The sequence below is a fragment of the Streptosporangium sp. NPDC020145 genome, assembly GCF_040631275.1.
GTDB lineage: Bacteria > Actinomycetota > Actinomycetes > Streptosporangiales > Streptosporangiaceae > Streptosporangium.
Genome location: NZ_JBEXZT010000005.1, coordinates 408,089 through 434,650 on the forward strand (window position 1 = coordinate 408,089; position 26,562 = coordinate 434,650).

The window sequence follows — 26,562 nt, forward strand, 5'->3', positions numbered from 1 at the left end:
GAAGGAAACGGAACTGGACCTGTATGGTCGTCGGCCGGAAAGCTGGGGACATGACTCTCAGCGGTGTTTACCTTCCCCTGATCACCCCGTTCGCCGGAAACGGCGAGATCGCCCTGGACGCCCTGGAGGACCTGGCGCGCGCCGCCCTTGAGGAGGGCGCCGCGGGACTGGTCGCGCTCGGCACCACCGCCGAGGTCGCCATGCTCGCCGAGGAGGAACGGCGGGCGGTCGTCGAGGTGTGCGCGAAGGTGTGCCGGGAACGGTCCGCCGAACTGATCGTCGGCGCGGGTTCGAGCGACACCCGGGGTTCGGCCGAGGCGCTGCGCGCCCTGAAGACCTGGCCCGAGGTGACCGGCGCGCTGGTCACCGTGCCCTCCTTCGTCCGCCCCTCTGAGGCCGGGGTGCTGGCCCACTTCACCGCCCTGGCCGAGCAGACGCCGGTGCCGATCGTCGTCTACAACATCCCCTACCGGACCGGCCAGTCCGTCGGCGCCGCCACCCTGCGGCGGATCGGGGAACTGCCCATGGTCGCCGGGGTCAAGCACGCCGTCGGCGGCGTCGACCAGGACACCCTCTCGCTGCTGGCGGACCCGCCGGAGGGCTTCGCCGTACTGGCCGGGGACGACCCCTACCTGTCGGCGCTGCTGGCCCTGGGCAGCTCCGGCGGCATCCTCGCCTCGGCCCACCTGCGCACCGGGCTGTTCGTCGAGCTGGTCGAGGCCTGGCGCTCGGGAGAGGTCGCCCACGCGCGAGCCCTGGGCCACCGCCTGTCCGCCCTGTCGGCGAGCGTGTTCACCGAGCCCAACCCCACCGTCATCAAGGGCGTGCTGCACGCCCAGGGACGCATCCCGACCGCCTCCGTCCGTCTCCCGCTGGTCCCGGCGGGCCAGGACTCCGTCGAGGCGGTGCTGCGCCTGCTCTGACGCCGCCCGGGCTCAGCCGCCCTGGCAGCCCGGGCACCAGAAGAGGTTGCGTCCCGCGAGCACCCCGGTCCTGACCTCGGAACCGCACAGGAAACACGGCATGCCCGCCCGCCGGTAGACGTAGACCTCGCCGCCGTGCTCGTCGACGCGGGGCGGGCGGCCCATCGCCTCAGGGGTGTGCTCCGGCCTGACCGTGTCGATGTGCCCCAGGCGCACTCCCTCGGCCATCAGCAGCACCAGGTCGTCCCAGATCGCCGTCCACAGCTCCCGGGTGAGGTCGCGCCCGGGCAGCGCGGGATCGACCCCCTGCCGGAACAGCGCCTCCGCGCGGTAGATGTTGCCCACGCCCGCCACGACCGACTGGTCCATCAGCAGCACCCCGACGGCCGTACGGCTGCGCCCGATCCGCCGCCAGGCGAGCTCGGGGTCGGCGTCGGCGCGCAGCGGGTCGGGACCCAGCCTGGCGTGCAGAGCCTTCTTCTCCACCGGGTCGATCAGTTCACAGGTGTTGGGGCCGCGCAGGTCGGCGTACTCGGCGGTGTTGCTCAGGCGCAGCCGTACCACGCCGGTCGGGGCGGGCGGCGGCGCCTGACCGAAGGTGTACTTGCCGTAGATGCCGAGGTGGATGTGGACCCACCGGTCGTCGTCGAAGCCCAGCAGCAGGTGCTTGCCGTGGGCGTCGGTCTCTCTGAGCACCCGGCCGTCGATCTGCGCCGCTCCGGCGGCGAACCTGCCCTGCGGGCTCAGCGCGCTGACGACCGTGCCGGCGAACACCTGCCGGTGCAGCCCGGCGAGCCGGTGAATGGTGTGTCCTTCAGGCATGGTCCACACATGGTACGGCCCCGGCGCTCCGCTCACCCACGGCGAAGACGCAGGACGAGGGCGTGACCGGCCCACGACAGGGCGGCGCCGACGGCGTAGGCCACCAGGTCGGCGGCGCCGAACGTGCTGCCGAGGACCAGCCTGGCCAGCACGCTCGCCTCGGACAGCGCGGCGGGCACCGGGGTCAGCTGGGCGAACTCGACCGCCCAGCTGACGGCCAGGGCCCACGACGCGGCCCGGCCCGCCGGCAGGCGCGGCGCCACGACCACCACCAGCGTGTGGACGAGCACGGTGTACAGGGCGTCCCCGGCGTACTTGCCGAACCAGCCGCCGGTGACCGCGCGGACCGCGAGCCCGGCGGCGACGGTCACGACGGCCGCGGCCACGGCGGCGAGCCGGACACGGGTGGCGGGGGACAGGCGGGCGGGGAGGACTGGCACCCGCCCACCCTAGTGAACCGCTCACCCCAGCCGGGCGGCCCGCGTCTCCAGATAACGCCGCTCGGGCAGGCTGGTGGTACGGCGCGCCGCCGTCCGGTAGCGCTCCCTGGCGGCCTCCCGCTCCCCGGCCATCTCCAGCAGGTGGGCGCGCACCGCGTCGAGCCGGTGGTGACCGGAGAGCCGCCCGTCGGAGTCGAGCGTCTCCAGCAGGGTCAGCCCCGCCCTCGGCCCCCGGACCATCGCCACGGCGACCGCGTGGTTGAGTGTGACCACGGGGCCGGGTGAGAGCCGGGAGAGCAGTTCGTACAGGGCGAGGATCTGCGGCCAGTCGGTCTCCTCCGGGCACGCGGCCTCGGTGTGGACCGCGGCGATCGCCGCCTGGAGCTGGTAGGGGCCGACCGCGGAGCGGGACAGCGCGTTCGTGACGAGAGCGACGCCCTCCTCGATGCGGACGCGGTTCCACAGGCCGCGGTCCTGTTCGGTGAGCGGGACCAGGGCGCCGTCCCGGCCGGTGCGCGCGGGCCGCCGCGCGTCGGTGAGCAGCATGAGCGCCAGCAGCCCGGCGACCTCACCGTCGCCGGGCAGCAGCCGGTGCAGGGCGCGGGTCAGCCTGATCGCCTCCCCGGTCAGCTCCCCGCTGTGCAGGTCGGGGCCTGAGGTCGCGGTGTGCCCCTCGGTGAAGACCAGGTACAGCACGTGCAGGACTGCCCGCAGCCGCTCGGCCCGTTCCTCACGCGGAGGCATGCCGAAGGGGATGCCGGTCGACCTGATGCGCTGTTTGGCCCGGCTGATGCGCTGGGCCATGGTCGCCTCGGGGATGAGGAAGGCCCGGGCGATCTGCGCCGTGGTCAGCCCTCCGACGGCGCGCAGGGTGAGCGCGACCTGGGAGGAGGCGCTCAGCGCCGGATGGCAGCACAGGAACAGCAGGGTGAGCGTGTCGTCCCGGCCCGGAGGCCGCTCCTGCTCCGGGCTCGGCACGACCGACTCGTCGGCGGGCGCGCGGAAGGCGGCCGTGACCTCCCTGCGCCTGCGCGCCCGCTCGCTGCGCCACTCGTCGGCGAGCCTGCGGGAGGCCACCGTGACCAGCCAGCCCCTCGGGCTCTGCGGCACCCCCTCCTTCGGCCACCGTACGGCCGCGGCGAGCAGCGCCTCCTGAACGGCGTCCTCACACGCGTCGAAGTGCCCGTGGCGGCGGACGAGCGCGCCCAGGACCCGCGGCGCCAGCTCGCGCAGCAGATCCTCGACGTTCACATCCCGGCGGGGATCGTCAGTGACCACCTCTCCACCCTCGCCGCCGCGGGGCCGGGCTGTCGACTCCGCGTGTGCCGGTCTCAGGGCAGCGGGGGCAGGCGGGAGCCGTACAGCCAGGCGGACAGGACACCGTCGAAGGAGCGCGTCGTGTACTGCAGCGCCAGGTCCAGGAACGCCTCGGTGCTGACGTTCCCGTGCCGGTTGGCCGTGGTCCACTCGCGCAGCAGCGCGAAGAACATCCGGTCGCCCAGGATGCGCCGCAGCGCGTGCAGGGTGAGCGCGCCGCGCTTGTAGACGCGGTCGTCGAACAGCCGCCGCGCCCCGGGGTCGGCGAGCACGAAGTCCTGGGGAAGCGCGGACAGGCGCCGGTGCCAGCGCGCCGCGTGAGCGTCGGCGCTCTCCTCGCCGCAGGCCTCCGACCAGATCCACTCCGCGTAGCAGGCGAAGCCCTCGTGCAGCCAGATGTCACGCCAGTCGGCGGCCGTCAGGCTGTTGCCGAACCACTGGTGCGCCAGCTCGTGGGCGACCAGCCGTTCCTCGCCGCGCCTGCCGTCCACGTGGTTGAGGCCGAAGATCGACATGCCCTGGGCCTCGATCGGGATCTCCAGCTCGTCGTTGACGACGACCGCGGTGTAGGAGCCGAACGGGTACGGGCCGAACCGCTCGGAGAAGACCGCGAGCATCCGCTCCTGCCTGCCGAAGTCGTTGCGGGCCCTGGCCGCCGCCCCCTGCGGAAAGGCCAGGCGTACCCCCTCTCCCGTCTCGGCCAGCTGGTAGCGGCCGATCTGCACGCTGGCCAGATAGGTCGCCATCGGCTCGGCCTGCTCGTAGACCCACGTGGTCGCCGAGGAGGCCCGCCGTCTGCCGGTCAGCTCGCCGTTGGCGATCACCGTGTACGGCGAGGCCGTCGTCACCGAGATCCGGTAGGAGGCCTTGTCGTCCGGCCGGTCGTTGCACGGGAACCACGAGGGCGCCCCGATCGGCTGGCTGGCCACGATGACGCCGTCGGTGAGCTGTTCCCAGCCCAGCTCACCCCAGTGGCTGGCGACGGGCCGGGGAGCGCCCGCGTAGCGCACCTCGACGGTGAGCGGACCCGGTTCGATCCGCTCCCGTCCCTTCGGGGAGAGGTGCAGCTTGCCGCCGTGGTGGGCGAAGCGCGCCGCCCTGCCGTCGAGCAGCACCCCGTCGACGCGCAACGCCCCCAGATCCAGGGACAGGCGGGTGAGCGGCCGCAGCACCCGCGCCGAGATCCTGGCCACGCCGCCCAGCCTGTTGGGGCCGACCCGGTAGTCCAGGGAGAGGTCGTAGTGCTCGACCCGGTAGGCGTCGTCACCGTGCGAGGGAAAGTAGGGGGGACGGGGGGTGTTCGCGACCACGTACTTCCTGTGTGCCTTCCTGCGACGCGGGGACGCCTACGCGCGCTTGTGCCACGCCGCGATCGGGTTGCCGAACCAGCGGGTCGCCCGAGGCACCGACTCGCCGCGCATCACCAGGGACGCCGGTCCGACCGTGGTGTTCTCCCCGATCGTCGCCGCGGGCAGCACCACCCCGTGCGGGCCGAGCGTCGCCCCGTCCCGCAGAACGACAGTATCGATGCTCATGACCCGGTCATGGAACAGGTGGGTCTGCAACACGCAGCCCCGGTTCACCGAGACCCCGTCGCCCAGGGTCACCAGGTCGATCTCCGGCAGCCAGTACGTCTCACACCACACGCCCCGGCCGACGCGCGCGCCCATCGAGCGCAGCCACAGGTTCAGCGGCGCGGTGCCCAGCCACATCCTGGCGAACCAGGGCGCGGCCAGCACCTCGGTGAAGTTGTCCGCCAGCTCGTTGCGCCAGACGAAGGAGCTCCACAGCGGCCGGTCGCCCACCGTGATCCGGCCGAGCAGGACCCACTTGGCCACGGTGGTGACCGCGGCGGCCAGCACCCCGGCGCCGAGCAGGACCACCCCGCCCAGCAGCGCCGCGACCGCGAAGCCGTACGAACGGGTCAGCCACAGCAGGCACAGCGCCACGAGCACGGCGAGCGCGACCGTGCACATCGCGGGCACGACACGGCACAGTTCGACCGCGGCGCGGGCGGCCCGCAGCCGGGCGGGCGGGTCGTAGGTGCGGCTGCGGTCGGTCTCCTCGGCGGTACGGCGCAGCTCGACCGGAGGCATGCCCAGGTAGGACGAACCGGCCTTGGCCTTCTTCGGCGCGGCGGACAGCACCGCGACCAGCCCGTCCTTGGGCACCTTGCGGCCGGGGGCGGTCATCCCCGAGTTGCCGAGGAAGGCGCGCTTGCCGATCCGCACCTGGCCGACCCGCAGCCGCCCGGCGTCCAGCTCGTACGGCGCGACCATCGTGTCGTCGGCGAGGAACGCGCCGTCTCCGACGGAGGTCATCGAGGGAAGCGCCAGCACCGTGGACAGCTCGGCGTCCCGGCCGACCCGCATGCCGAGGGCGCGCAGCCAGACGGGGGTCGCCATGCTGGCGTACAGCGGGAACAGCCAGACCCGTGCCATCGACATCAGCCGCCCCGTCGCCCACGCCTGCCAGGCCTGGCGGCTGTGCACCGGGTGGCTGCCCGGCCGCAGGCCGATCGCGAGCAGCCGTACCAGGACCAGGATCGACAGGGCAGTGCAGGCCATCCACACGAGGGTGGCGACCGGCACCCGGTACAGCAGTTCGGCGGGCGAGGCCGGGGCCCCGCCCATCAGCACGACCAGCGCGGGCAGCGCGGCGACGACGGGAACCAGGCCGAGCAGTGGCGCGGACAGGCCGTAGACGGCGGCCCAGCGGGGGGAGCGCGGCGGCCTGCTTCCCGGGGTGTGGCGAGCCTTGCCCATCCTGATCGCGGGAGCCCCGGCCCAGCGCTCCCCGGCCGGGACGGCGCCCGCGACCGCTGAGCCCGGAGCGACCTGCGCGTTCTTGCCGACCCTCGCGCCGGGGAACAGGGTCGAGCGGGCGCCGATCGTGGCGGAGGCGCCGATCTTGATCTCGCCGACCCGTACCCGGTCGCCGTCGATCCAGTAGCCGTTCAGATCGACCTCGGGCTCGACGGCGGCGTTCCTGCCCAGCTTGAGCATGCCGGTGACGGGCGGGGCGGAGTGCAGGTCGGCGTCCGCGCCCACCTGGGCGCCCAGCGCCCGCGCGTAGTGGGTCAGGAAGGGCGCGGCCGACAGCTCCATGACCCCGAGCCGTTCGGCGAACCGCTCGGCGAACCACAGCCTCAGGTGCGTGGAGCCGCCCCGCGGGTAGGAGCCGGGGCGCAGGCCGCGCAGCAGCAGCCTGGCCACGCCCGCGGCCAGCGCGATCCGTCCGGCGGGGGAGACGAAGAGCACCGTCCCGGCCAGCACCCACCACCACGAGACGACGGGCGCGCCGGGCACGATCAGATTGGTCAGCGCGACCAGACCGACCAGCCAGCGCAGCACGCCCGCGGTGAGCAACGGCACGGTGAGCGCCGCCTGCACGAGCGAGGCGCGGCGCGGCATCGGCGCGACGACCCGCTTCGTGGTCGCCGTCTCCGTGGAGTCCCCGGCCGACAGGTGCGCGGCGAGCCGCCGCAGCGTCGGGTGCTCGTAGACGTCCCCGACGGTCACCGAGGGATGACGCTCCCGCAGCGCGGAGACCAGCCGGGCCGCGGCGAGACTGGTACCGCCCTCGGCGAAGAAGTCGCCCTCGGTCCCGCCGAGGACGTTCTGCCAGCACTCGGCCACCCACGGGTCCACGTCCACCTGCCGCTGCGCCTGCCGGGGCAGCGGCCAGGGCAGGGCGTCACGGTCGATCTTGCCCGAGGTGCGGGTCGGCAACTCCTCGACCAGCGCGATACGCGGGACCAGCGCGGCGGGCAGCGCGTCGAGCAGCCTCTTCCTGGCGTCCGCCTGGTCGAACCCCTCGCCGGGCACGACGTAGCCGACGAGCAGCTGGTGCCCGCCACCGGTGGTGCGCACCGCGGCCGCGGCCCCCGCGACGCCGGGCAGCGCCTGCAGGGCGGAGTCGACCTCACCCAGCTCGATCCGGCGTCCGCCCAGTTTGACCTGTTCGTCCGCCCTGCCGACGAACAGCAGTCCCTCGGGCTCGGCCCGCACCAGGTCACCGCTGCGGTAGGCGCGCTCCCAGCCGAGGGAGACCAGCGGGGCGTACCGCTCGGCGTCCTTGGCCTGGTCCAGGTAGCGGGCCAGGCCGACGCCGCCGATGACCAGCTCGCCGGTCTCGCCCATGGGCAGCGGGTCGCCGCCCGCGTCGACGACGGCCAGCTCCCACCCGGCCAGCGGCAGGCCGATCCGCACCGGCCCCTCCCCGGTCAGCGGGGCGGCGCACGCCACCACGGTCGCCTCCGTGGGCCCGTAGGTGTTCCACACCTCCCGCCCCGGTACGGCCAGCCGCTCGGCCAGCTCGGGCGGGCACGCCTCCCCGCCGAAGATCAGCAGCCGGACGTCGTCGAGCGTCTCGACCGGCCAGAGCGCGGCCAGCGTCGGCACCGTGGACACCACCGTGATGCCCATCTCGGTCAGCCAGGGACCCAGGTCCATGCCGGTGCGCACCAGCGCGCGGGGCGCGGGGACCAGGCAGGCGCCGTGCCGCCAGGCCAGCCACATCTCCTCACAGGAGGCGTCGAAGGCGACCGAGAGCCCGGCCAGCACCCGGTCACCCGGCCCCAGCGGCTCGTCGGTCAGGAACAGGCCGGCCTCGGCGTCGACGAACGCCGCCGCGCTGCGGTGGGAGACCGCGACGCCCTTCGGCCTGCCCGTCGAACCCGAGGTGAAGATGATCCACGCGTCGTCGTCGGGGCCGGGAGGCGCGGCGGACTCCCGGCTCAGGGAACCGCCGAGGGGACCGGAGATCGTGATCGCCGCGCCCTCGCCCACGACGGCGCTCACCGCGGCCTCGCCGAAGACCAGCTCGGCCCGCTCCTCGGGGTCGTCCGCGTCGACCGGCACGTAGGCCGCGCCCGCCGTCAGCGTGGCCAGGATCGCGACGTAGAGATCGACGGTGCCGGAGGGCACCCGGATGCCGACCCGGTCGCCGCGTCCCACGCCCGCCGCGCGCAGTTCCCGGGCCATCCGGTCCACCCGCTCGCGCAGGCCGGCGTAGTCGAGCCTGGTCCGCCCGTCGTCGAGGGCGGCGGCGTCGGGGTGGCGCCGCGTGGTCTCGTCGAGGATGTCGATCAGCGTGCGGGCGGGCGCGGCGGGCCCTCCCGAGAGGGTCGCCTGGGCCGGGGCGTGCTCGATGTCCACCGTGGTCGGATGCAAGGTCTCTCCAGTCGGACGACCGAGGCGCGCGCCGGATCACGCTCGCCGCATGTGGCTCCCTGTGAGTCCACTCGTTGCCGTCGCCATCCGACGATCCTAGAACACCCGCTATTCAGACATTTTCGGTCTTTTGGCGTTATGGCTGGTCAATGGGGGGCCACGACTTCCCCAGGTCAAAGCGATCACGGGGTGCGAGGCCGTACGAGGAGTGTGATTCCTGCCACTTTCCGTGCGTGGTCCAGGATGTGTGCCGAGTGGCGTTGTCGCAGGTCCGAAGGCTTTCCCGGAAGTTAACCCGATTGTCGGCCGCTGTTCTTCCCGTTGTGTGTGACGAGAAACTCCCGCGCCCTGCCGCCCTCGTGGGTCCACGATGCCCCGTCGATCATCGTGGCAATTATTTGTTCACACTTTAGAAAGGCAGGGTTAATTAAAGGGAGAGGCGAACCGATATTTCCGGGCGTAGGGGATTGGGATCTTCCCCGGCGCCGGGGGACCAGGGCCCCCGCCCCGGTCACACCTTCCGGGCTATCGTACGGCGGCGCCGCGCAGCAGCGGCAGGACGTGCGCCCCGACCCGGTAGGCCTCCTCAAGGTGAGGCACCCCGCCCAGGACGAACGCCTCGACGCCGAGCCCGATCAGCTCGTCGAGCCGCGCCGCCACCTGCCGGTAGTCACCGACCAGCCCGAAGGCGGGGCCCGCGCGCAGCACGTGGAACCCGCCCCACACGTTGGGTGAGATCTCAAGCGCGCGGTAACCGCCCCGCGCGCCGTTCCCGCCGGAGCCCATGTCCTGACCCCGCTGCCAGCCGACGGAGTCGCCCAGCCCGACGTAGGCCGGGGTCGCGGCGGGGCCGGGCCGCGACCAGCCGCGCTCGACCTCCTGCCAGGCCTCCTCCTCGGTCTCCCTGGCCAGCACGTCGAGCCGTACGGCGAACCTCGGGGCACGGCCGACGCCCACACTGTGCTCGCGCACCTGCTCGAACTTGGCGGCCAGCGCGGCCGGGGGCTCCAGCCAGGAAAGGTAGTAGTCGGCGTGCCTGCCCGCCGCGGCGATCGCCGCCTTCGACGAGCCGGTGAAGAAGACCTCGGGGAACGGCTGCCCGGCCAGCGCCGGGGGCAGGCCGCCACCCCGCACCCGGTAGAAGCGGCCCTCGTGGTCGTAGGAGTGGTCGGCGGCGTACCAGACCCCCCTGAGCACGTCGAGGAACTCCGAGGTGCGGGCGTAGCGGTCGTCGTGCTCGACCCTGTCCCCCCACCACAGCTGCTGCGGGCCGCCACCGCCCGAGATGACGTTGTAGACCGCCCGCCCGCCGGTGGCCAGCTGCAGGCTCGCCGTCATCCGCGCCGCCTGAACCGGGTGCAGGAACCCGGGCTGGAAGGCGATCATGAACCGGTAGGTGCTGGTCTCCCTGGCGAGCGCCGCCGCGGCGGCCCACGGGTCGTCGGTGTGCGGAAAGGAGGGCAGCAACGCCCCGACGAAACCGGACGCCTCCGTCGCCTTGGCCACCTCCGCCAGATAGTCGACGTGACTGTAGCCGTCGGGCTTGCCGTGCCTGAGGCCGGGCGCCAGCCCGCCGACCGCGCCGGGGGCGAAACCGCCCCGGCTCGCGGTCCCCTTCCTGCGCAGCGACGGCTGGTCGCCCTCCATGGCCATTCGCCAGTAGAAGTCAACCGGCATTATGGATCTCCTTAGCCAACAGCGGGAGCAGGTGTTCTCCCAGCCGGTAGGTCTCCTCCAGGTGCGGTTCCACCTCCAGGAAGAACGCGGAGACACCCCTGTCGAGGTAGCCGCGGATCGCCGCGGCGACGTTCTCGTAGGACCCGACCAGGCCGGCACCCCCGAAGCCGTGCCACAGTCTCGTACCGCGTTCCGGCTCGGGGAAGGTCTCCCGTGTTCCCGAGCGCAGGAGCCACAGCCGCAGGGCGTCCCTGCGCGCCTCGTCGTCGTCCTCCCTGGCCAGCACAGGCAGGCGCAGGCCGTACGCCAGGTCGCGGCCGAACTGGGCGGCGAGCGCCTGCAGTTCGGCGATCGCGGGGTCCAGGTCGTCCTCGGGGCCGAAGACGTGCAGGTCGGCGTGGCGGGCGGACAGTGACATCGCCTCGGCGGAGGTGCCGGAGAGCTGGACGCGGGGGAACTCCCGGCCGGAGAGGGGGAACAGCAGGCCTCCGCCGAGCACCTCGTAGAAACGCCCGGCGAAACCGTAGTCCTCCTCGTGCCACACCCCCCTGGCCACGGTGAGGAACTCCTCGGCGCGGGCGTAACGTTCCGTGCCCTCGACGAAGTCTCCCTGGGAGCGGGCCACCCGGGGGTCGAGGTCGACGGCCAGCCGCCAGTCGAGACGGTCGCCGGAGAAGCGTTGCAGCGACGCCGACAGCTTGGCCGCGTACACCGGGGTCGCGATTCCCGCGTGGAACTCCGCCGAGACCCGCATGTGCCGGGAACCGCGCAGCAGCCCTCCGGCCACGATCAGCGAGTCCTGTCCCGCGGGGTCGAAGGGCGCCAGTACCCCGCCCAGTCCGGCCAGCTCGGCCGCCCTGCCGATCCTGGCCAACCGCTCGTACGGCCCCGCCGCGCTGGGCCGTACGTCGGTGACGAACCCCGGCAACGTGGGAAAGGTGCTCGTGCCGTCCTCTGCGGGCAGGGTCAGATGGAACTCGGGTCTCACGTGCGAGCCCCCTGCTGAATCGCCACGGAAAACCTCGGAGCGGCGAAAGGGGACGTAAGTGCGTCACTCCGGTGCATACCGGAACGAACAGTCATCGAAATCCTTTCTGCGTAGGGACTTCAGGTTTCAGTCCTGCGGAAACGTGTTTCGGTGCTGCGCCCGGCGAGGAGGGCTCACTTTTCCCGCCGCCGGGCAGGGGTCCCCAGACAGTGATCGTAAGATAAAAACCCACAAAATCCACGAAGAGTCCGATATTTCCCACAAAAGATGGCGGTTGTGAGGCTTCAGGTACCCCTGTTCACTGCCGAAGCCTTCAGGGTCACCCGCCACGCGCCGCCGCCAGGGCGAACCTCCACGGCGTCGGCCCGCGTCACGGGCTCCCGGCGGGGCATGACGACGGCGCGGCGGCAGGCCCCGCGATTCCGGCGGGCGCGCTCCGCGGCAGATGTCCTCGAAGTCCCGCAGGCTTTACGGACAGGGCGAAATCGACTTTCTCCACCGCGTCCTACCGGGCCCGCCGGTCGCCCTTCCGTGGCTCTGGGGACCGGCGCGCTCCCCGGCCCTCGTGACCGAGGTGATCTCGGCTGTCGAGTACGGCTACGGCCTGGCGCTCACGCGGGCCTTCGAGACCCTCGCGGCGGGCCGTGAACGTCAATAAGGTGACGATTCCACCTGCGGGGTGCCGCGAACGAATCCATCCGTTCTTCTCGTCGGTCGTATACGTCTGGGGATTTCCAGATCTCCGCCGAGATGGATAATGAGGCTTGTGAGATGAATTATCGGTTTAGTGAGCCTTTTTCATCTTCTGGCGCTGGGCCGCTGGTCACAGCATGATCGCGAGTTGCGGATTCGGCGTGTGACATAGAGAAACCCCTGTTAGGCGGGTTGATCACCACAATCACCGCGTCCGAACCAGAGGTCTCTGCGTGCTGTTCTATCGCGCTGCCGTCGATTTGTCGCGTTCAACGCTGAACTACGTTGCCGGGCTGATCCGCCGTCGTCGCAAGGCGATCGGGTCGACGTGGCGGCTGCTCGACCCCGGCCGGCAGGCCCTGCTGGTGCTGGTCTATCCGCGCAAGGACGAGACGTTCACCGAGATCGGCGCCGGCTTCGGGGGGTCGGCGACGACGGCCTGGCGGTACGTGGAGGAGACCGTCATGCTGCTGTCAGCCTGCTCACCCAAGCTCACACCGGCGTTGCGGAAGGCGAAGAAGGCCGGGCCGACCCACGTGATCCTGGACGGGACGCTCATCCCCACCGGCCGCGTTCGGGCCGACCGCCCCCACTTCTCCGGCAGGCATCGGGTGCACGGGATGAACGTGCAGGTCATCGCAGGTCCGGATGAGGCGATCCTGCGGACGTCCGGCGCGATGTCGGGCAAGACCCACGACCTGACCGCCGCCAGAGCATGGGGCATTCCGCGCGAACCGGAGAAGGCGGGGATCCTCACCCCGGCCGACAAGGATTACCAATGGATCAGGGGCACCGCCGTCATCACCCCGTACAAGGGCAAGAACAAGCCGGAGCCCTCGTCTGGCTCCTGACCTCTTCTCCGACTGTCATTGGGCCGTCCCCCCCGGCGAACGGCTGTGTGCCAAGGCTCTGTCCTGGTCGAAAGCAGCCCGGAGCCCGGCCGTCCGGTGAAACGGCCGGGCGGTTCGGGGGCCTCAGGCGGTGGTGCTGGTGATGACGGCGAACAGGGCGCCGTGGTGGTCGGCGAGCACGGCGAAGCAGCCGACGCCGGGCACGTCCGAGGCGGGCACGTGGACGGCCCCGCCGAGCTGCTCGGCCAAGGCCACGGTCGCCTCACAGGAGGCGACTTCGAAGTAGGGCAGCCAGTGCGGCCTGCCACCCTCCTGAAGCGGCATGAGCCCGCCCTGGTCGGCGTTCTCCCCCTCGGCGGGGGAGACCACGACGTAGGTCATGTCGCCGAACGGAGTCTCCTGGGCCCGCCATCCGAAGACCGCCTGGTAGAAGGAGCGGGCGGCGTCGGGGTTCGGGACGTACAGTTCGGTCCAGGTCAGGGAGCCGGGGACGGTGGCCAGGTCGAAACCCGTGGTCGCGATGGGCTGCCAGACGGCGAACTCGGCCCCCTCGGGGTCGGTGAAACCGGCCATCCGGCCCTCGCCGAAGACGTCGTGGGGACCGAAGCGCACCGTGCCGCCCGCCTGCTCGACGGCCTTGGCCGTGGCATCGGCGTCGTCGGTGCCGAAGTAGAGGGTCCAGGCGGAGGTCGCCCCCACGTCGAGCGGCCCGACTGCGGCGACGGTCCTGCCGTCGAGCTGGAGGAAACCGTAGTCTCCGGCCTCGGGACCGGCGGCCTGGAAACTCCAGCCGAACAGGGAGCCGTAGAAGGCGGCCGAGGCCGCGACGTCGGGCGAACCCAGGTCGATCCAGCCGGGGGCGCCGGGGACGTGGTCAGTGGTGATCATGGCGTGCTTCCTGAGGAGGAGGATCAAGGACGTGTCCTCCGGAGACCACCACTGCGGGAAGGCGCCCCCTTCGGATCGCGCACAGCATCGCAGAGGCGACCGACAATTCCCGGCGCGCGATCAGAGGGCCCAGGTCGGCCGATATTCGACGTGCAATCTGCCCGAACGTCTCCGCCGGCCGAAGTCGATCTCCGCGCAGAAGTGGCCGTCCGGCCGCTCCGCCAGATGGGCGGGGGCCTCGGTGACCAGCGGACGGATCATGGTGGCGCCCGTGCGCCGGAACGCCTCTGGACCGCCGACGACGAAAAGCGTCCTGGCGGCCACGGCGAAGTGGAGGTGGTCGTGATACTCCCGGTGGGCGACCCGGTCGTGGTCGATCATGCCCGCGTCGGGGAAGACGTCCCCGGGAGGCGACACGGTGTGCGGACGTCCCGTCCCCAGCCTGGCCCGTACGGCGGGCCAGCGCGACGGGGGGAACCGCATGGAGTGGTGGACGAGCACCAGGTCCAGGGGCTCCACACCGGAGTCAGGAGCCGGTTCCTCCGGCGGGAGGTTGGCCCGCATGGGCAGGTGGACCAGCGAGTGACGGGAACGCGCGGCCAGCCCCCACGCCACGGCCAGTACGGCCGCCGCCTCACCGTCCACATACATGGCCAGGGCCCAGCCTCCGTCGTCGAAGAGGAAGGCCCGTCGTGGTGGCCGGTCGGGCCACAGCACCCGGTACTCGTCGCGGCCGAGCCGTACCCGGCTGATCCGCATCCGCTGTCCCGTCCGGGAAGAGCGCGTCATCCGGGAAGGCGCAGGAACGACGGGGGAACGTGGTCGGTGAGCCAGACGCCGTTGGCACTGATCCGGAACTCGTGACCCGCGGCCCGCATCGCCGCGGCGTCCACGACGAGGACGACCGGGACACCCCTGCGGGATCCGACCCGGGTCGCGGTCTCCCGGTCGGGGGAGAGGTGCACGTGGTGGCGGTTCATCGGCCGCAACCCCTCGGCGCGGATCGCGGCCAGGTTGCGCGCGACCGTGCCGTGGTAGAGGGTCGCGGGCGGCTCCGCCACGGGAAGGCCGAGGTCGACGGCGACGGAGTGGCCCTGGTTGGCCCGGATGCGGCCGTCCTCGATGACGTATCTCCGCTTGTCGTTGTCGGCGACGACCTGTTCCAGCTCGGCCGGGGAGAAGGGGAAGCCGTGCGCGGCGGCGGCCGTCAGGAGCGTGTCGACCTCGACCCAGCCACCGGCGTCGAGGGTGATCCCGATCCGCTCGGGCCGGTGCCGCAGGTGCTTGGCGAGATACTTGGAGATCCGCACCGTCCGCCGTTCGTCCATCACAGCCTTTCCAGGACGCCGCACCCGTGCTGCGGGCGGGCGGCCTCCACCGTTTCCCATGGATTCTCACGCGTCCGCGCGGGGCGGGCCAACACGTTTTCGCGCTCGCCCGCCCCGGCGTTCGTCCGGTCACCGGTCCCGGAGGAAGGCGAGCATCTCGGTGCGGGTGCCCTCGTCCGGCTCGACGGCCGAGGCCCGCCGTACCCAGTCCCGGGCCTGATCGGGTACGGCCTCCTCGGGCCAGACGGACAGGGCGGCCCAGGGGGAGTCGTCCGGAGACGTGCGGAGGAAGGCCAGGACGCTGAGCAGGCTGTTCAGCCTGCCGAGAGTGGCCTGCCGGGTGGCGAGGAGCTCGGCGAAGCGGCGGATGACGGGCAGGGCGTCGGGGTAGTCGTCCATGTCCTCGGCCGGCCCACCCTGTGCCAGGGCGGTCAGTATGTCCCCCGCGCCGTCGAGCAGGGCGTCGTCGACCTCCGCTTCGAGGAGCGCCGAGTACAGGTCACCGGTCGTGGCCGCGAGGTGGGCCAGGTACTCGTTCATGATGTCGTTGCGGAAGCCGTACCGCAGCAGCCAGGCCTTGATCTCCGGATCGTCGCAGTCCTTCGTGGGAGGAAAGCCGGGCAACGGGACGAACATCGGTACCGGCGAGGGGATCGGCCGGAAACGACAAAAGCCCCAGACTCTCGGCGCGCGCCGTGAGCTGGAGCTTCGTCTGTCCGTCGACCAGGCCGGGCCTGGCGGTGAATTCTGGTGGACGATACAGGGATTGAACCTGTGACCTCTTCCGTGTCAGGGAAGCGCTCTCCCGCTGAGCTAATCGTCCTCGTTGAAGAACCAGAGGTGGAGACGGGATTTGAACCCGTGTACACGGCTTTGCAGGCCGTTGCCTCGCCTCTCGGCCACTCCACCGGAGTGAGAGCCCGAAGACCCTTCGAGCGGAAGACGGGATTCGAACCCGCGACCCTCACCTTGGCAAGGTGATGCTCTACCACTGAGCCACTTCCGCGTGTTTTCGCCGGGTGTTTTCCCTGCGGCAACGAGAGAACTCTAGCGGGTTTTCCGAGTGCTTGCGTAACCGCGGTCAGCCGAGGCCGCGGAGACGCGGCGAAACCACGTTCGACGGCGGGCAGGTGATCCGTGGCCGCAGGAGCGTCCTGTCCTCCACCGTCGGCGACTGTCGGCGTGGGTCCACCCCGTCCAGGCGGAATTCGTCCCATCGGGCTCAGTGCGGTAGAAACACCAGGTGGAGTCGTTGAAACTGGGGTCGCTCGAGGTCTGGCCTCCGGTGGTCCTCGCCCCCATGGCGGGCATCACCAACGCGCCGTTCCGCACGCTGTGCCGGGAGCAGGGCGGGGGGCTGTTCGTCTGCGAGATGATCACCACCAGGGCGCTGGTCGAGCGCAACGCCAAGACGCTCAAGATGATCCGCTTCGGCCCCGGCGAGAGCCCGCGCAGCCTCCAGCTCTACGGGGTCGATCCGGCGACCGTGGGCAGGGCGGTCCGCATGGTCGCGGAGGAGGACCTGGCCGACCACGTCGACCTCAACTTCGGCTGCCCGGTGCCCAAGGTGACCCGGCGAGGCGGCGGGTCGGCGCTGCCGTACAAGCGGAACCTGCTGCGGGCCATTCTGCGTGAGGCCGTGCGCAACGCGGGGACGCTGCCGGTGACGATGAAGATGCGCAAGGGCATCGACGACGACCACCTCACCTACCTGGACGCCGGGCGCATCGCCGTCGAGGAGGGGATCGCCGCGGTCGCCCTGCACGGCCGTACGGCGGTGCAGCACTACGGCGGCACGGCCGACTGGGACTCCATCGCGCGGCTGAAGGAGGCGGTGACCGAGATCCCGGTGCTCGGCAACGGCGACATCTGGAGCGCCGAGGACGCGATGCGGATGATGGCGCGGACGGGCTGCGACGGTGTCGTCGTCGGCCGGGGCTGTCTGGGGCGCCCCTGGCTGTTCGCCGACCTGGCGGCGGCGTGCGACGGTGGCGCCGAGGTGGCCAGGCCGACGCTGGGACAGGTCGCCGCGACGATGGACCGGCACGCGACGCTGCTCACCGAGTGCTTCGGCAGCGAGCAGCACGCCGTCGCCGACTTCCGCAAACACGTCGGCTGGTACCTCAAGGGCTTCGTGGTCGGCGCCGACCTGCGCCGCCGCCTGGCCACCGCGGAGACCCTGGACGATCTCAGGCGGGGGCTGGCCGAGTTGGACCCCGGCCAGTCCTGGCCCGAGGGCGCCGACACCCCGCGCGGCAAGACCCATCCGCGTGAGCGCGTCCACCTGCCCGCCGGCTGGTTGGACGACCCCTACGAGATCGTCGTCCCGGACGCCGAGCTGGAGGTCTCGGGCGGCTGACCGGAGCCCACGGCCCAGGCCCGGTCAGCCGACCGTGTCGACCGGGCCGCCGCTGCGCCAGTAGACGTTGTTCTCCCGGCTCAGCAGCCCCTCGTCCACCAGATAGCGGCGCAGCGCCGCGTAGTCGTCGTGGAAGGCGCGCAGCGTGACGTCCACGTCCTTCTCCGGGTAGCGGACCCCGGGTTCGAAGACCTGGACGATGTAGTTCAGCACGACCAGCTGCTTGTCCCGTTTGCTGGGGATAGCCCTGAGCCGTCCCTCGACGAGGAAGGACCGCAGAATCCTCTCCTCAGCCGAGACCGCGGGCTCGGCGGGCTTGGCCGAGGCGTGCAGCAGCTCACGGAACCGTTCCCGCCGCGCCTCCCAGTTCCCCTTCTCGTCCCGTACGGCAAGCCCGCCACGCTCCAGCCTGTCCAGCGCCCGCCGCACGACCTGCCTGTCGGGCCCGGCCTCCTCGGGGGCGCCTCCCAGGACCAGGGTGGAGAACACCCGCAGCGTGTCCTCCTGGTAGAGCAGGCCGAGCACCTGCCTGATCGCCTCGTCGCTCATGCCCCCATTCTTGTCGGTCCCCTCTGGTAGTTCTGCACCATGCACAGTCGCGGAGTGAGCCCTGATGAGTTCCTGCGGATCGCGTCCTCGCTGCCGGAGGTCGAGCTGGTCCAGCACAGTGAGGAGTGGGTCGGGCTCAGGGTGAGGGGCAAGGGCTTCGGCTACCTGTCGGAGGCCAAGCAGAGCGCGCAGCTCAAGGCGACCCTGGCCGAGCAGGCGGCGATGGTCGGCGAGAGTCCGGAGGTCTACGGCCGGTCGTGGACCAGCGGCCAGTTCGGCTGGGTCGAGATCCGCCTGTCGCTGGCCGACCCCGAGGAGCTGACCGAGGTGGTCACCGAGGCCTGGTGCCTGACCGCTCCCCGCTCCCTGGCCGCCGACCACGAGCGCCGCCTGGGCCTGGTCCCCCTGTCCCCGGACCTGGTGGACGACTGAAAACCCCGTTACAACCGATTCAGGCCGATCACATGCACGACAGCGCGGCCCTCCTCGTCGGAGGCGCCCAGGTCGACCTGGGCGTCGATGCCCCAGTCGCCGTCGCCCGCCGGGTCGGCGATGACCTGGCGGACCCGCCAGAACTCCTTCTCCTCCTCGATGCGGAGCAGGCCGGGGCCACGGGCGTCGGGGCCGGTGCCGATCTCGTCGTGGTCGTCGTAGTAGGCGTCGAGCGCGGCTCCCCAGTCGACGTCGGGGGCCAGCTCGGCCAGTTCCTCCTCCCTCTCCACGGCGGCCAGCTCGACCAGCCGGAACATCGCGTTGCGCACCAGCACCCGGAAGGCGCGGCTGTTGGCGGTGACGGGCTTGGTCTTCTCCTCAAGGGAGGGCGCCTCGATCTCGCCGGAGGGGTTCTGCAGCTGCTCCCACTCGTCCAGGAGGCTGGAGTCGACCTGCCGGACCAGTTCGCCGAGCCATTCGATGAGGTCGATGAGGTCCTCGGTCTTGAGGTGCTCGGGGATGGTCCGTGACAGGGTGCGGTAGGCGTCGGCGAGATAGCGCAGTACGGTGCCCTCCGACCTGGCCAGCTCGTAGAACTGGACGTAGTCGGCGAAGGTCATCGCCCGTTCGTACATGTCCCTGACGACCGACTTCGGGCTGACGGTGTAGTCGCCGACCCAGGGGTGACCGCGGCGGTAGGTCTCGTAGGCGCCCAGCAGCAGGTCGGCGAGCGGCATCGGGTAGGTGACCTCGTTGAGGAGCTCCATCCGCTCCTCGTACTCGACGCCGTCGGCCTTCATCTGCGCGACGGCCTCCCCCCTGGCCTTGTTGAGCTGGGCGGACAGGATCTGCCTCGGGTCGTCGAGGATGGACTCGATGATCGAGACCATGTCCAGGGCGTAGGAGGGCGACTCCATGTCCAGCAGTTCGAGGCTGGCGAGGGCGAAGGTGGACAGCGCCTGGTTGAGTGCGAAGTCCTCCTGCAGGTCGACGGTGAGCCGGGCCATCCTGCCCTGTTCGTCGGCCTCGGGAAGCTTCTCGACCACGCCGCCGGCCAGCAGGGAGCGGTAGATCGCGATGGCCTGGCTGATGTGCCGCCGCTGCAGTTTGCGGTCCTCGTGGTTGTCGGTGAGCAGGTGTTTCATCGCGGCGTAGCAGTCGCCCGGCCGGTTGATCACCGCCAGGAGCATCGCGTTGCTGACCTTGAACCGGGAGGTCAGCGGTTCGGGTTCGGCGGTCTGCAGCTTCTCGAAGGTCTCCTCGCTCCAGCCGACGAAGCCCTCCGGCGGCTTCTTGCGGGAGTAGCCGCGCCGCCGCTTGGGGTCGTCGCCGATCTTGGCCAGGGCCCGTTCGTTCTCGATGACGTGTTCCGGGGCCTGGCAGGCGACGTAGCCGATGGTGTCGAAGCCCGCCCGGCCCGCGCGTCCGGCGATCTGGTGGAACTCGCGGGCGCGCAGCCGCCGTACCTTGTTGCCGTCGTATTTGCTCAGCGCGGTGAACAGCACCGTCCTGATCGGCACGTTGACGCCGACGCCGAGGGTGTCGGTGCCGCAGATGACCTTCAGCAGGCCCGCCTGGGCGAGCCGTTCGACCAGTCTGCGGTACTTGGGCAGCATTCCCGCGTGGTGCACGCCGATGCCGTGCCGTACGAGACGGGACAGGGCGCGGCCGAAGCGCGTGGTGAACCGGAAGTTGCCGATCATGGCGGAGATGGCCTCCTTCTCCGCCTTGGTCGACATGTTGATGCTCATCAGGGCCTGTGCCCGCTCCATGGCCGCGGCCTGGGTGAAGTGGACGACGTAGACCGGGTACTGGTTGGTGGTGAGCATCTCCTCCAGGGTCTCGTGGAGGGGGGTGAGCCGGTAGGAGTAGACCAGGGGCACCGGGCGCTCGGCGTGCTTGACGACCGCGGTCGGCCTGCCGGTGCGGCGGGTGAGGTCGGCCTCGAACCTGGTGACGTCGCCCAGCGTCGCCGACATCAGGATGAACTGCACGTTCGGCAGTTCGATCAGCGGCACCTGCCAGGCCCAGCCCCGGTCGGGTTCGGCGTAGAAGTGGAACTCGTCCATCACGACCTGGCCGATGTCGGCCTGGGCGCCGTCGCGCAGCGCGACGTTGGCGAGGATCTCCGCGGTGCAGCAGATGACGGGGGCGCCGGGGTTCACGCTGGCGTCCCCGGTCATCATGCCGACGTTCTCGGTGCCGAAGATCGCGCACAGGTCGAAGAACTTCTCCGAGACCAGGGCCTTGATCGGCGCGGTGTAGAAGGTGCGCACGTCCCGGGTGAGCGCGACGAAGTGCGCTCCGGCCGCGACCAGGCTCTTTCCCGAGCCGGTCGGGGTCGACAGGATCAGGTTGTTGCCCGAGACGACCTCTATCAGCGCCTCCTCCTGGGCGGGATAGAGGGTGAGCCCACGCTCGGCGTTCCACTCGACGAAGGCGTCGAAGATGGTGTCGGGGTCGGCGTCGATCTCTTCTGGCAGGCGATCTACAAGGCTCACGGTTCAATACTGCCGAAGAACTGGAGGTGGTCGGACCGGCCCGGCGGCCACCACGCGCCGGAACCGCCCCACTTAATCACGATAAATCGGGATTTGACGGGGTGTTGAAACCGGGGAGTGGCCGAGCAACAGGCCCGTCACCAGCATGCCCGCCCCCACCATCGGCACCGGCCCGGGAACGAAGCCCATCACGGTGAAGATCAGCAGCCCCGCCCCGGTCAGCGCCCCGGCCACCACGATCCTGGCCGTCCCGCCCCGGTACGGCGAGGCCGCGCCCGCCGCCTCGAACCTGGCGAACCCCCGCAGCAGCGGCCACAGCGCCAGGACGAGCACGAGCAGCCAGTGCGGCCATCCGGACAGCCACGCGGACGTCCCCGGCTCCGGCGTCGAGACACCGAGACCCACCACGACCACCGCGGTCACCACGAACAACGCGCTCATGTGCCACAGGTAGACGGTCATCATCCTGGAACCGGCCCAGCGCAGTGCCCTGGCGACCCCGGGCCATCCCGCGAACTCCGTGATCCACGGGCGCAGCGCGGCGGCGAGCCCGATCTGGCCGACGCCGACCGCCAGCAGCGCGATCGTCGGCGGCGCCATGTTCGAGACGGCCGCCCCCGGCATCCCGATCATGCTGCCCGGATACGGGCCGAAGGCCACCAGGGCGGCCGCCGTGCCGTACCCGGCGAGTGCCAGCAGCCAGGGGCGGCCAAGGCGCCCGTCGGCGTAGAGGAAACCGAGCTGGTGCACGGCCAGCCAGACCAGTCCGACGTTGACGAACCCGATCACCTCAAGCCCGCTGGTGAAACGCGCGACGTCGGCCACCACGGCCCCGGCGGACAGGGCCACGGGCACGCGCCAGCCGTACACCATGTTGAGCCTGAGCATCCGCGGGGTCAGCGCGACCACGACCAGGTAGACCGCCAGGAACCACAGCAACTGCCCGGCCAGCCGCGCGGCCGTGACCACCGGCTGCTGCGGAACGCCCAGGGCGAGCAGCAGGTGCGGCAGCGGGATCCAGACCGCGGCCAGCGGCACAACGGGCAGGGCCAGCCTGCGCAGCCGCGCCGCCAGCCAGACCGGGATCGTCTCCCCACGCCGTACGGCCGCGCGCCAGCTGATCGCGTTGGCCGCGCCCCCGGCGAAGAACACCAGCGGCATCACCTGGCTGATCCAGGTGATCGCCCACGCCCAGCCCGTCGCCAGCGCGTTCCCCGTGGTGATCCGGCCCTCGGCGAACGAGAGCACCGGCATGCTCCAGTGCTGGAGCACGACCAGGGCCATGCCGAACACACGCAGAACGTCCAGAAAAGGGTCACGTCCCGGAGGAGGCGGTGCGGAGCGGGCCGTCGAACGGGGGGCGATGAGGGTCACGGGGGTCTCGATTCTCGGGAGAACTCGGGGAGGGGCCGGTGAGACGACCCTCCCGCGCGGCCCCGTGCCGGCGCAGTAACGCACGCATCCGTCTTGACCTCGCCGTCACCCCCCTGCCCGGGGTAGGGAAAACCCCACCCCTTGACACCGGCACGCAGGGTCGAAGGACCGCTACGGCGCTCATACGGTTGGCGGCATGAGAACCGTCTTGCGCCGCATCGGCTCCGACACCCGATATCTGATCGCCGGGTTCCCGCTTTCCCTCGTCTTCTTCGTCCTGGCGGTGGTGGGTTTCTCCGCGGGCGTCGGAACGGTGGTCGTCTGGGTCGGTCTGCCGATTCTGGCGGGAACGCTCATGATGGCGCGTGGCATGGCCGATGTGGAGCGGCGGATGCTGCCCGAGATACTCGGCCGTCCCGTGCCCAGGCCGCGCTACCGGCCGGCACCGGAGCGCGCCGGAGCGTTCCGCCGCATGGTGAACCCGCTGACCAGCGGGCAGTCGTGGCTCGACCTGCTCTACGGCATCGTGTCCCTCCCGCTGGCCATCCTGACCTTCGTCGTCGCGGTCGTCTGGTGGGCGGGCACGATCCTGGGGCTGACCTACCCGATCTACGGATGGGCCATCGCCAGGATGCCGGACAACCACGGACTCGCCGAACTGCTCGGGTTCGGCGACAGCGCCGTGGTCGAGGTGGCGTTCAACACCGCCATCGGGGTGCTGTTCGCCGTCACCCTGCCGTTGATGCTGCACGGCGCCGCGCTGGTGCGGGCGGGCCTCGGCCGCGCCATGCTGACCGGCGTCGCCGAACTGCACGAGCGCATCGACGACCTGGCCCAGGGCCGGGCGGCCGCGGTCTCCGCCGAGGCGAACGCGCTGCGCCGTCTCGAACGCGACATCCACGACGGGCCGCAGCAGCGCCTGGTCTCCCTGGCCATGGACCTGTCCCGGGCCCAGCGCCAGCTCAAGCGCGACCCGCAGGCGGTCGAGGAGATGCTCAGCCAGGCCATCACCTCGACCAGGGAGACCCTGGACGAGTTGCGGGCCCTCTCCCGGGGCATCGCGCCCCCCATCCTCACCGACCGGGGACTGGCCCCCGCCCTCGCCGCGCTGGCCGGCCGCTGCACGATCCCGGTCGAGCTCGACATCCAGATCACCGGCCGCTTCGCCGCCGCCATCGAGAACACCGTCTACTTCGTGGTCGCCGAGTCCCTGACCAACGTGGCCAAGCACAGCCACGCGAACGTCTGCACGGTGACGCTGAGCAAGGCCGGTGGCGTCCTCATGCTGACCATCGGGGATGATGGGGTCGGCGGTGCGCACACCGCCAAGGGACATGGCCTGTCCGGCCTGACCGACCGTCTCAAGGCGGTCGACGGGACACTCGCGGTCGACTCACCGCTGGGCGGGCCGACGGTGATCGTGGCGGAGGTTCCGTGCGGGTAGTCGTGGCCGACGACGCAGTCCTGATCAGGGAGGGCCTGATCAGGCTGCTTGAGGAGTTCGGATGCGAGGTGGTGGCGGCCGTCGGCGACGGTGACCGGCTGATCGAGGCCGTCGCCGAGCACAGGCCCGACGTCTCGGTCGTGGACGTCAGGATGCCTCCGAGCTTCACCGACGAGGGCCTGCGGGCGGCCGTCGAGGCGCGCAGGCGGGTGCCGGGCGCGCCGGTGCTGATCCTGTCCCAGTACGTGGAGGTCTCCTATGCCGACGACCTGCTCGCCGACGCCAGGGGCGCGGTCGGCTATCTGCTCAAGGACCGGGTCGTCGACGTCGACGACTTCATGGCGGGCCTGCGCGCGGTCGCGACCGGGGGCACCGTCTTCGACCCGCAGGTGGTGGCGCAGCTGATGGTACGGCGCCGCCGCGACGACCCGCTCGCCCAGCTCACCCCGAGAGAGCGCGAGGTGCTCGGCCTGATGGCGGAGGGCAGGTCGAACCCGGCCATCGGACGCCAGCTGGTGATCAGCGACGGCGCGGTCGAGAAGCACATCCGCAGCATCTTCGCCAAGCTCGGCCTCTACGCCGAGGACGGCGACCAGCACCGCCGCGTCCTGGCCGTCCTGGCCTACCTGCGCTCCTAGGAACATGCGGGCCCACGACCTGTCCGCCGGAGAGGCGGTGCTGGCCCGGGTGCACGGCGTCGCCCGTGAGGCGGCCCGCCTGTACGGCCTGCCGGACGCCGAGGTCACGCTGATCAACGTGTCGGAGAACGCCACCTACCGGATCGACGACCCGGCGACCGGGGAACGCCGGATCCTGCGGGTGCACCGGCTCGGCTACCACTCGGCCCCGGCCATCATGTCGGAGCTGGCGTGGCTGGAGGCGCTCAGACGTGAGGCCGGGGTCAGGACCCCCGAGGTGATTCCCACGCCCGGGGGACGGCGGGTGCTGACCGTTCCCGGCGCGCAGCCCCGCGACTGCGTGATGTTCGAGTTCCTGCCGGGCGCAGAACCGCCCCAGGACGACGCCCTGGTGGCCGGGTTCGAGCGGCTGGGCGCGCTCACCGCGCGGATGCACCGGCACGCGCGCGCCTGGCGGCCCCCCGCCTGGTTCACCCGTTTCCACTGGGACCACGACGCGGCCCTGGGCGTCGAGTCGCGCTGGGGCCGCTGGCGGGACGGGGTGGGCGTCGACGACCGGGCCCGTGCCGTACTGGGGCGGCTCGACGCGCGGCTGCGGGAACGGCTGCGCCGCTTCGGCCGGGGCCCGGAGCGCTACGGCCTGATCCACGCGGATCTGCGCCTGGCCAACCTGCTGGTGACCGGTGGCGGGGAGCCCAGCGTGATCGACTTCGACGACTGCGGTTTCGGGTGGTACCTCTACGACCTGGCCGCAGCGCTCAGCTTCATCGAGCACGACCCCAGGGTCCCCGAACTGGTCGACGCCTGGCTGCGGGGCTATCGCGCCGTCACCCCCCTGCCCGCGCGGGACGAGGCGGAGGTCTGGACGTTCGTCATGTTCCGCCGCCTGCTGCTGGTCGCCTGGATCGGCACGCACACCGGCGTGGAGACCGCAGCCGAACTCGGCGCCGCCTACACCGAGGGAACCTGCGAGCTGGCCGAGCGCTACCTGTCCGGGAGACTGTGAGGCCCGCGGCAGCTGTCGCACCTTCCGGCCTCGCCGTACTCGCGGAAGACGAGCTGGTCGGGCGCGATCAGGTTGACGCCGTGGATGAAGTTCGCGTGGATCTCGGGGACGCGGGTGATGGTCCTGACGACCGCGTTGGCGACCAGGTGACCGGAGATCCCGGCGGAGGCGGCCGTGACGCCGGGGCCGCCGAGGTCGACGGACAGGCCAAGGGAGTCGGCGTGCAGCGGGGTCTGGAGGTTCCTGTGCCGTTCCTGTGCCTCGATGACGCACTCGTAGCAGAGCCCGTGTCCGGGCAGGAAGACGCCGACCGTCACGAAGGGACCGTTGTAGCCGCCGCCGACCCACGGCAGCCCGGCGGCCGCGCACGCCCGGCTCGTCCACACCCTGATCCCGCCGGGCCCGCCGGGTTCGTCGGCGCACAGCGCCACCACGTCGTAGCCGTCCATCAGCCGGGCCAGGTCCTCCTGGGAGGTGGTCCGCGCCCGCTCGCCGGTGATCCGCACGTCGGAGTTGAGGGCGCGCAGCCGCTCCAGGGCGGTCTCGGCCTTCGGCCTGCCCACGTCCCGTTCGGAGTAGAGGACCTGCCGGTTGAGGTTCGACAGTTCGACCAGGTCGGGATCGACGCAGTGCAGGGTCCCGACGCCGGAGGCCACCAGGGCCTGCGCCGCCGTCGCCCCGGTGCCGCCCAGGCCGATCAGGAGGACCCGGGCCTGGCGCAGCCGCAGCTGAGCCTCCCAGCCGTGCTCTCTCGGGGTGAGGTCGGCCCAGCGGAAGAAGGCGTGGCTGCGGCTGTAGCGCTCCCTTTCGCGGGGGGACAGCTCCTCGGGCGCGCTCGCCCCCGCGTCCTCGACGTGACCGGAGCGGATCAGTTCGCCGACCAGCTCGGCCGCCTCGGCGGCGGGCAGGCCGGTCAGGAGCCCGGCGATCTCGGCGGGGCTCCGGGTGCCGTCCATCGCCCGCAGCGCCTCCCACACCAGGCCGTCCGGATCCTCGATCTCCTCCGCCACCCCGTAGACCTGGCCGCCGATCCGGATTCTGCCGTCCGCCAGCCGGTAGGCGGTGTGCTCCTTCTTCACTCTCGGTAACCGCACGGCCTCCCCCGGAGGACCTCACTGGGCCGGTCCGGCGTCACTCGGGAGACACCGGACCGGCCGG

General features: G+C 71.5%; 22 protein-coding genes and 3 tRNA genes. 7 read left to right on the plus strand and 18 right to left on the minus strand.

From position 1 onward, the window contains the following. Nucleotides 1-50: 50 nt before the first annotated feature. Nucleotides 51-923, plus strand: coding sequence for a 4-hydroxy-tetrahydrodipicolinate synthase (locus ABZ463_RS12830; RefSeq protein WP_362775790.1), 873 nt, complete (start codon nucleotides 51-53; stop codon nucleotides 921-923). A 12-nt stretch (nucleotides 924-935) separates the two neighbouring features. Here ABZ463_RS12830 and ABZ463_RS12835 read toward each other — a convergent pair whose 3' ends face one another. From ABZ463_RS12835 to ABZ463_RS12865, 7 genes are all read right to left on the minus strand, one after another. Then, nucleotides 936-1,745, minus strand: a complete 810-nt coding sequence (locus tag ABZ463_RS12835) for a DNA-formamidopyrimidine glycosylase family protein (protein WP_362775792.1) — start codon at nucleotides 1,743-1,745, stop codon at nucleotides 936-938. Between the two features lie 32 nt (nucleotides 1,746-1,777). Continuing rightward, entirely contained in the window at nucleotides 1,778-2,185 is a 408-nt protein-coding gene (locus tag ABZ463_RS12840; RefSeq protein WP_362775794.1) for a DUF2809 domain-containing protein, read from the minus strand. Nucleotides 2,186-2,206: 21 nt separating this feature from the next. Beyond that, nucleotides 2,207-3,463, minus strand: coding sequence for a sigma-70 family RNA polymerase sigma factor (locus ABZ463_RS12845; protein WP_362775796.1), 1,257 nt, complete (start codon nucleotides 3,461-3,463; stop codon nucleotides 2,207-2,209). Nucleotides 3,464-3,516: 53 nt separating this feature from the next. After that, the gene (locus ABZ463_RS12850; RefSeq protein WP_362775798.1) at nucleotides 3,517-4,812 is read right to left on the minus strand and encodes a M1 family metallopeptidase; all 1,296 of its coding nucleotides are present in this window, start codon (nucleotides 4,810-4,812) and stop codon (nucleotides 3,517-3,519) included. A 36-nt stretch (nucleotides 4,813-4,848) separates the two neighbouring features. Beyond that, entirely contained in the window at nucleotides 4,849-8,676 is a 3,828-nt protein-coding gene (locus tag ABZ463_RS12855; protein ID WP_362775800.1) for a Pls/PosA family non-ribosomal peptide synthetase, read from the minus strand. A gap of 525 nt (nucleotides 8,677-9,201) precedes the next feature. After that, entirely contained in the window at nucleotides 9,202-10,353 is a 1,152-nt protein-coding gene (locus ABZ463_RS12860) for an LLM class flavin-dependent oxidoreductase (RefSeq protein ID WP_352011631.1), read from the minus strand. Continuing rightward, nucleotides 10,343-11,341, minus strand: a complete 999-nt coding sequence (locus ABZ463_RS12865; RefSeq protein WP_352011632.1) for an LLM class flavin-dependent oxidoreductase — start codon at nucleotides 11,339-11,341, stop codon at nucleotides 10,343-10,345. The genes ABZ463_RS12860 and ABZ463_RS12865 overlap by 11 nt, the downstream gene beginning before the upstream one ends. Before the next feature lie 926 nt (nucleotides 11,342-12,267). On the opposite strand from ABZ463_RS12865, the gene ABZ463_RS12870 reads away from it, so the two are divergent. Then, nucleotides 12,268-12,885 carry a transposase family protein gene (locus tag ABZ463_RS12870; protein WP_362775803.1) on the plus strand — a complete coding sequence of 206 codons (618 nt, stop codon included), beginning with the start codon at nucleotides 12,268-12,270 and terminating at the stop codon, nucleotides 12,883-12,885. 123 nt (nucleotides 12,886-13,008) lie between these two features. On the opposite strand, the gene ABZ463_RS12875 is transcribed toward ABZ463_RS12870, so the two are convergent. The 7 genes from ABZ463_RS12875 to ABZ463_RS12905 all read right to left on the minus strand — a co-directional run bounded on the left by ABZ463_RS12875 (nucleotide 13,009) and on the right by ABZ463_RS12905 (nucleotide 16,107). Further along, complete coding sequence (locus ABZ463_RS12875) at nucleotides 13,009-13,773, minus strand: VOC family protein (RefSeq protein WP_362775805.1); 765 nt, start codon at nucleotides 13,771-13,773, stop codon at nucleotides 13,009-13,011. A gap of 120 nt (nucleotides 13,774-13,893) precedes the next feature. After that, entirely contained in the window at nucleotides 13,894-14,562 is a 669-nt protein-coding gene (locus tag ABZ463_RS12880; protein WP_362775807.1) for a hypothetical protein, read from the minus strand. After that, a complete protein-coding gene (locus tag ABZ463_RS12885) occupies nucleotides 14,559-15,101 on the minus strand; it encodes an RNA 2'-phosphotransferase (RefSeq protein ID WP_352011635.1) in 543 nt (180 codons plus the stop codon). Before ABZ463_RS12885 ends, ABZ463_RS12880 begins: the two co-directional genes overlap by 4 nt. Before the next feature lie 129 nt (nucleotides 15,102-15,230). Beyond that, complete coding sequence (locus tag ABZ463_RS12890) at nucleotides 15,231-15,725, minus strand: hypothetical protein (protein ID WP_362775809.1); 495 nt, start codon at nucleotides 15,723-15,725, stop codon at nucleotides 15,231-15,233. A gap of 124 nt (nucleotides 15,726-15,849) precedes the next feature. Next, nucleotides 15,850-15,924: transfer RNA gene (locus tag ABZ463_RS12895), tRNA-Val, on the minus strand. A gap of 15 nt (nucleotides 15,925-15,939) precedes the next feature. Next, nucleotides 15,940-16,010: transfer RNA gene (locus tag ABZ463_RS12900), tRNA-Cys, on the minus strand. 25 nt (nucleotides 16,011-16,035) lie between these two features. Then, nucleotides 16,036-16,107, minus strand: a tRNA-Gly gene (locus ABZ463_RS12905). A 237-nt stretch (nucleotides 16,108-16,344) separates the two neighbouring features. On the opposite strand from ABZ463_RS12905, the gene dusB reads away from it, so the two are divergent. After that, nucleotides 16,345-17,460 (plus strand): tRNA dihydrouridine synthase DusB, encoded by a 1,116-nt coding sequence (gene dusB / locus ABZ463_RS12910; protein WP_362775811.1) that lies wholly within the window; start codon nucleotides 16,345-16,347, stop codon nucleotides 17,458-17,460. Nucleotides 17,461-17,484: 24 nt separating this feature from the next. Here the strand turns inward: dusB and ABZ463_RS12915 are convergent, their stop codons facing one another. After that, nucleotides 17,485-18,009, minus strand: coding sequence for a DUF2087 domain-containing protein (locus tag ABZ463_RS12915; RefSeq protein WP_352011638.1), 525 nt, complete (start codon nucleotides 18,007-18,009; stop codon nucleotides 17,485-17,487). A 54-nt stretch (nucleotides 18,010-18,063) separates the two neighbouring features. Between ABZ463_RS12915 and ABZ463_RS12920 the strand changes: the two genes are divergently transcribed. Next, on the plus strand, nucleotides 18,064-18,441 hold the full coding sequence (locus tag ABZ463_RS12920; protein ID WP_352011639.1) for an MmcQ/YjbR family DNA-binding protein: 378 nt from the start codon (nucleotides 18,064-18,066) through the stop codon (nucleotides 18,439-18,441). Between the two features lie 8 nt (nucleotides 18,442-18,449). On the opposite strand, the gene ABZ463_RS12925 is transcribed toward ABZ463_RS12920, so the two are convergent. Continuing rightward, a complete protein-coding gene (locus ABZ463_RS12925) occupies nucleotides 18,450-20,942 on the minus strand; it encodes a DUF3516 domain-containing protein (RefSeq protein WP_352011640.1) in 2,493 nt (830 codons plus the stop codon). Nucleotides 20,943-21,014: 72 nt separating this feature from the next. Next, nucleotides 21,015-22,316 (minus strand): acyltransferase family protein, encoded by a 1,302-nt coding sequence (locus ABZ463_RS12930; RefSeq protein ID WP_352011641.1) that lies wholly within the window; start codon nucleotides 22,314-22,316, stop codon nucleotides 21,015-21,017. A gap of 196 nt (nucleotides 22,317-22,512) precedes the next feature. Here ABZ463_RS12930 and ABZ463_RS12935 point away from each other — a divergent pair, with 196 nt between their 5' ends. Genes ABZ463_RS12935 through ABZ463_RS12945 form a run of 3 tightly spaced genes read left to right on the plus strand, consistent with a single transcriptional unit; the run spans nucleotide 22,513 to nucleotide 25,404 of the window. Then, complete coding sequence (locus tag ABZ463_RS12935; protein ID WP_352011642.1) at nucleotides 22,513-23,760, plus strand: sensor domain-containing protein; 1,248 nt, start codon at nucleotides 22,513-22,515, stop codon at nucleotides 23,758-23,760. Beyond that, a complete protein-coding gene (locus ABZ463_RS12940; protein ID WP_352011643.1) occupies nucleotides 23,751-24,398 on the plus strand; it encodes a response regulator transcription factor in 648 nt (215 codons plus the stop codon). The genes ABZ463_RS12935 and ABZ463_RS12940 overlap by 10 nt, the downstream gene beginning before the upstream one ends. Nucleotides 24,399-24,402: 4 nt before the next feature. After that, nucleotides 24,403-25,404: a phosphotransferase gene (locus ABZ463_RS12945; protein WP_352011644.1), complete on the plus strand. Its 1,002-nt coding sequence runs from the start codon at nucleotides 24,403-24,405 to the stop codon at nucleotides 25,402-25,404. On the opposite strand, the gene ABZ463_RS12950 is transcribed toward ABZ463_RS12945, so the two are convergent. Further along, entirely contained in the window at nucleotides 25,383-26,483 is a 1,101-nt protein-coding gene (locus ABZ463_RS12950) for a HesA/MoeB/ThiF family protein (RefSeq protein ID WP_352011645.1), read from the minus strand. The two genes, ABZ463_RS12945 and ABZ463_RS12950, sit on opposite strands and share 22 nt — an antisense overlap. Nucleotides 26,484-26,562: the final 79 nt, after the last annotated feature.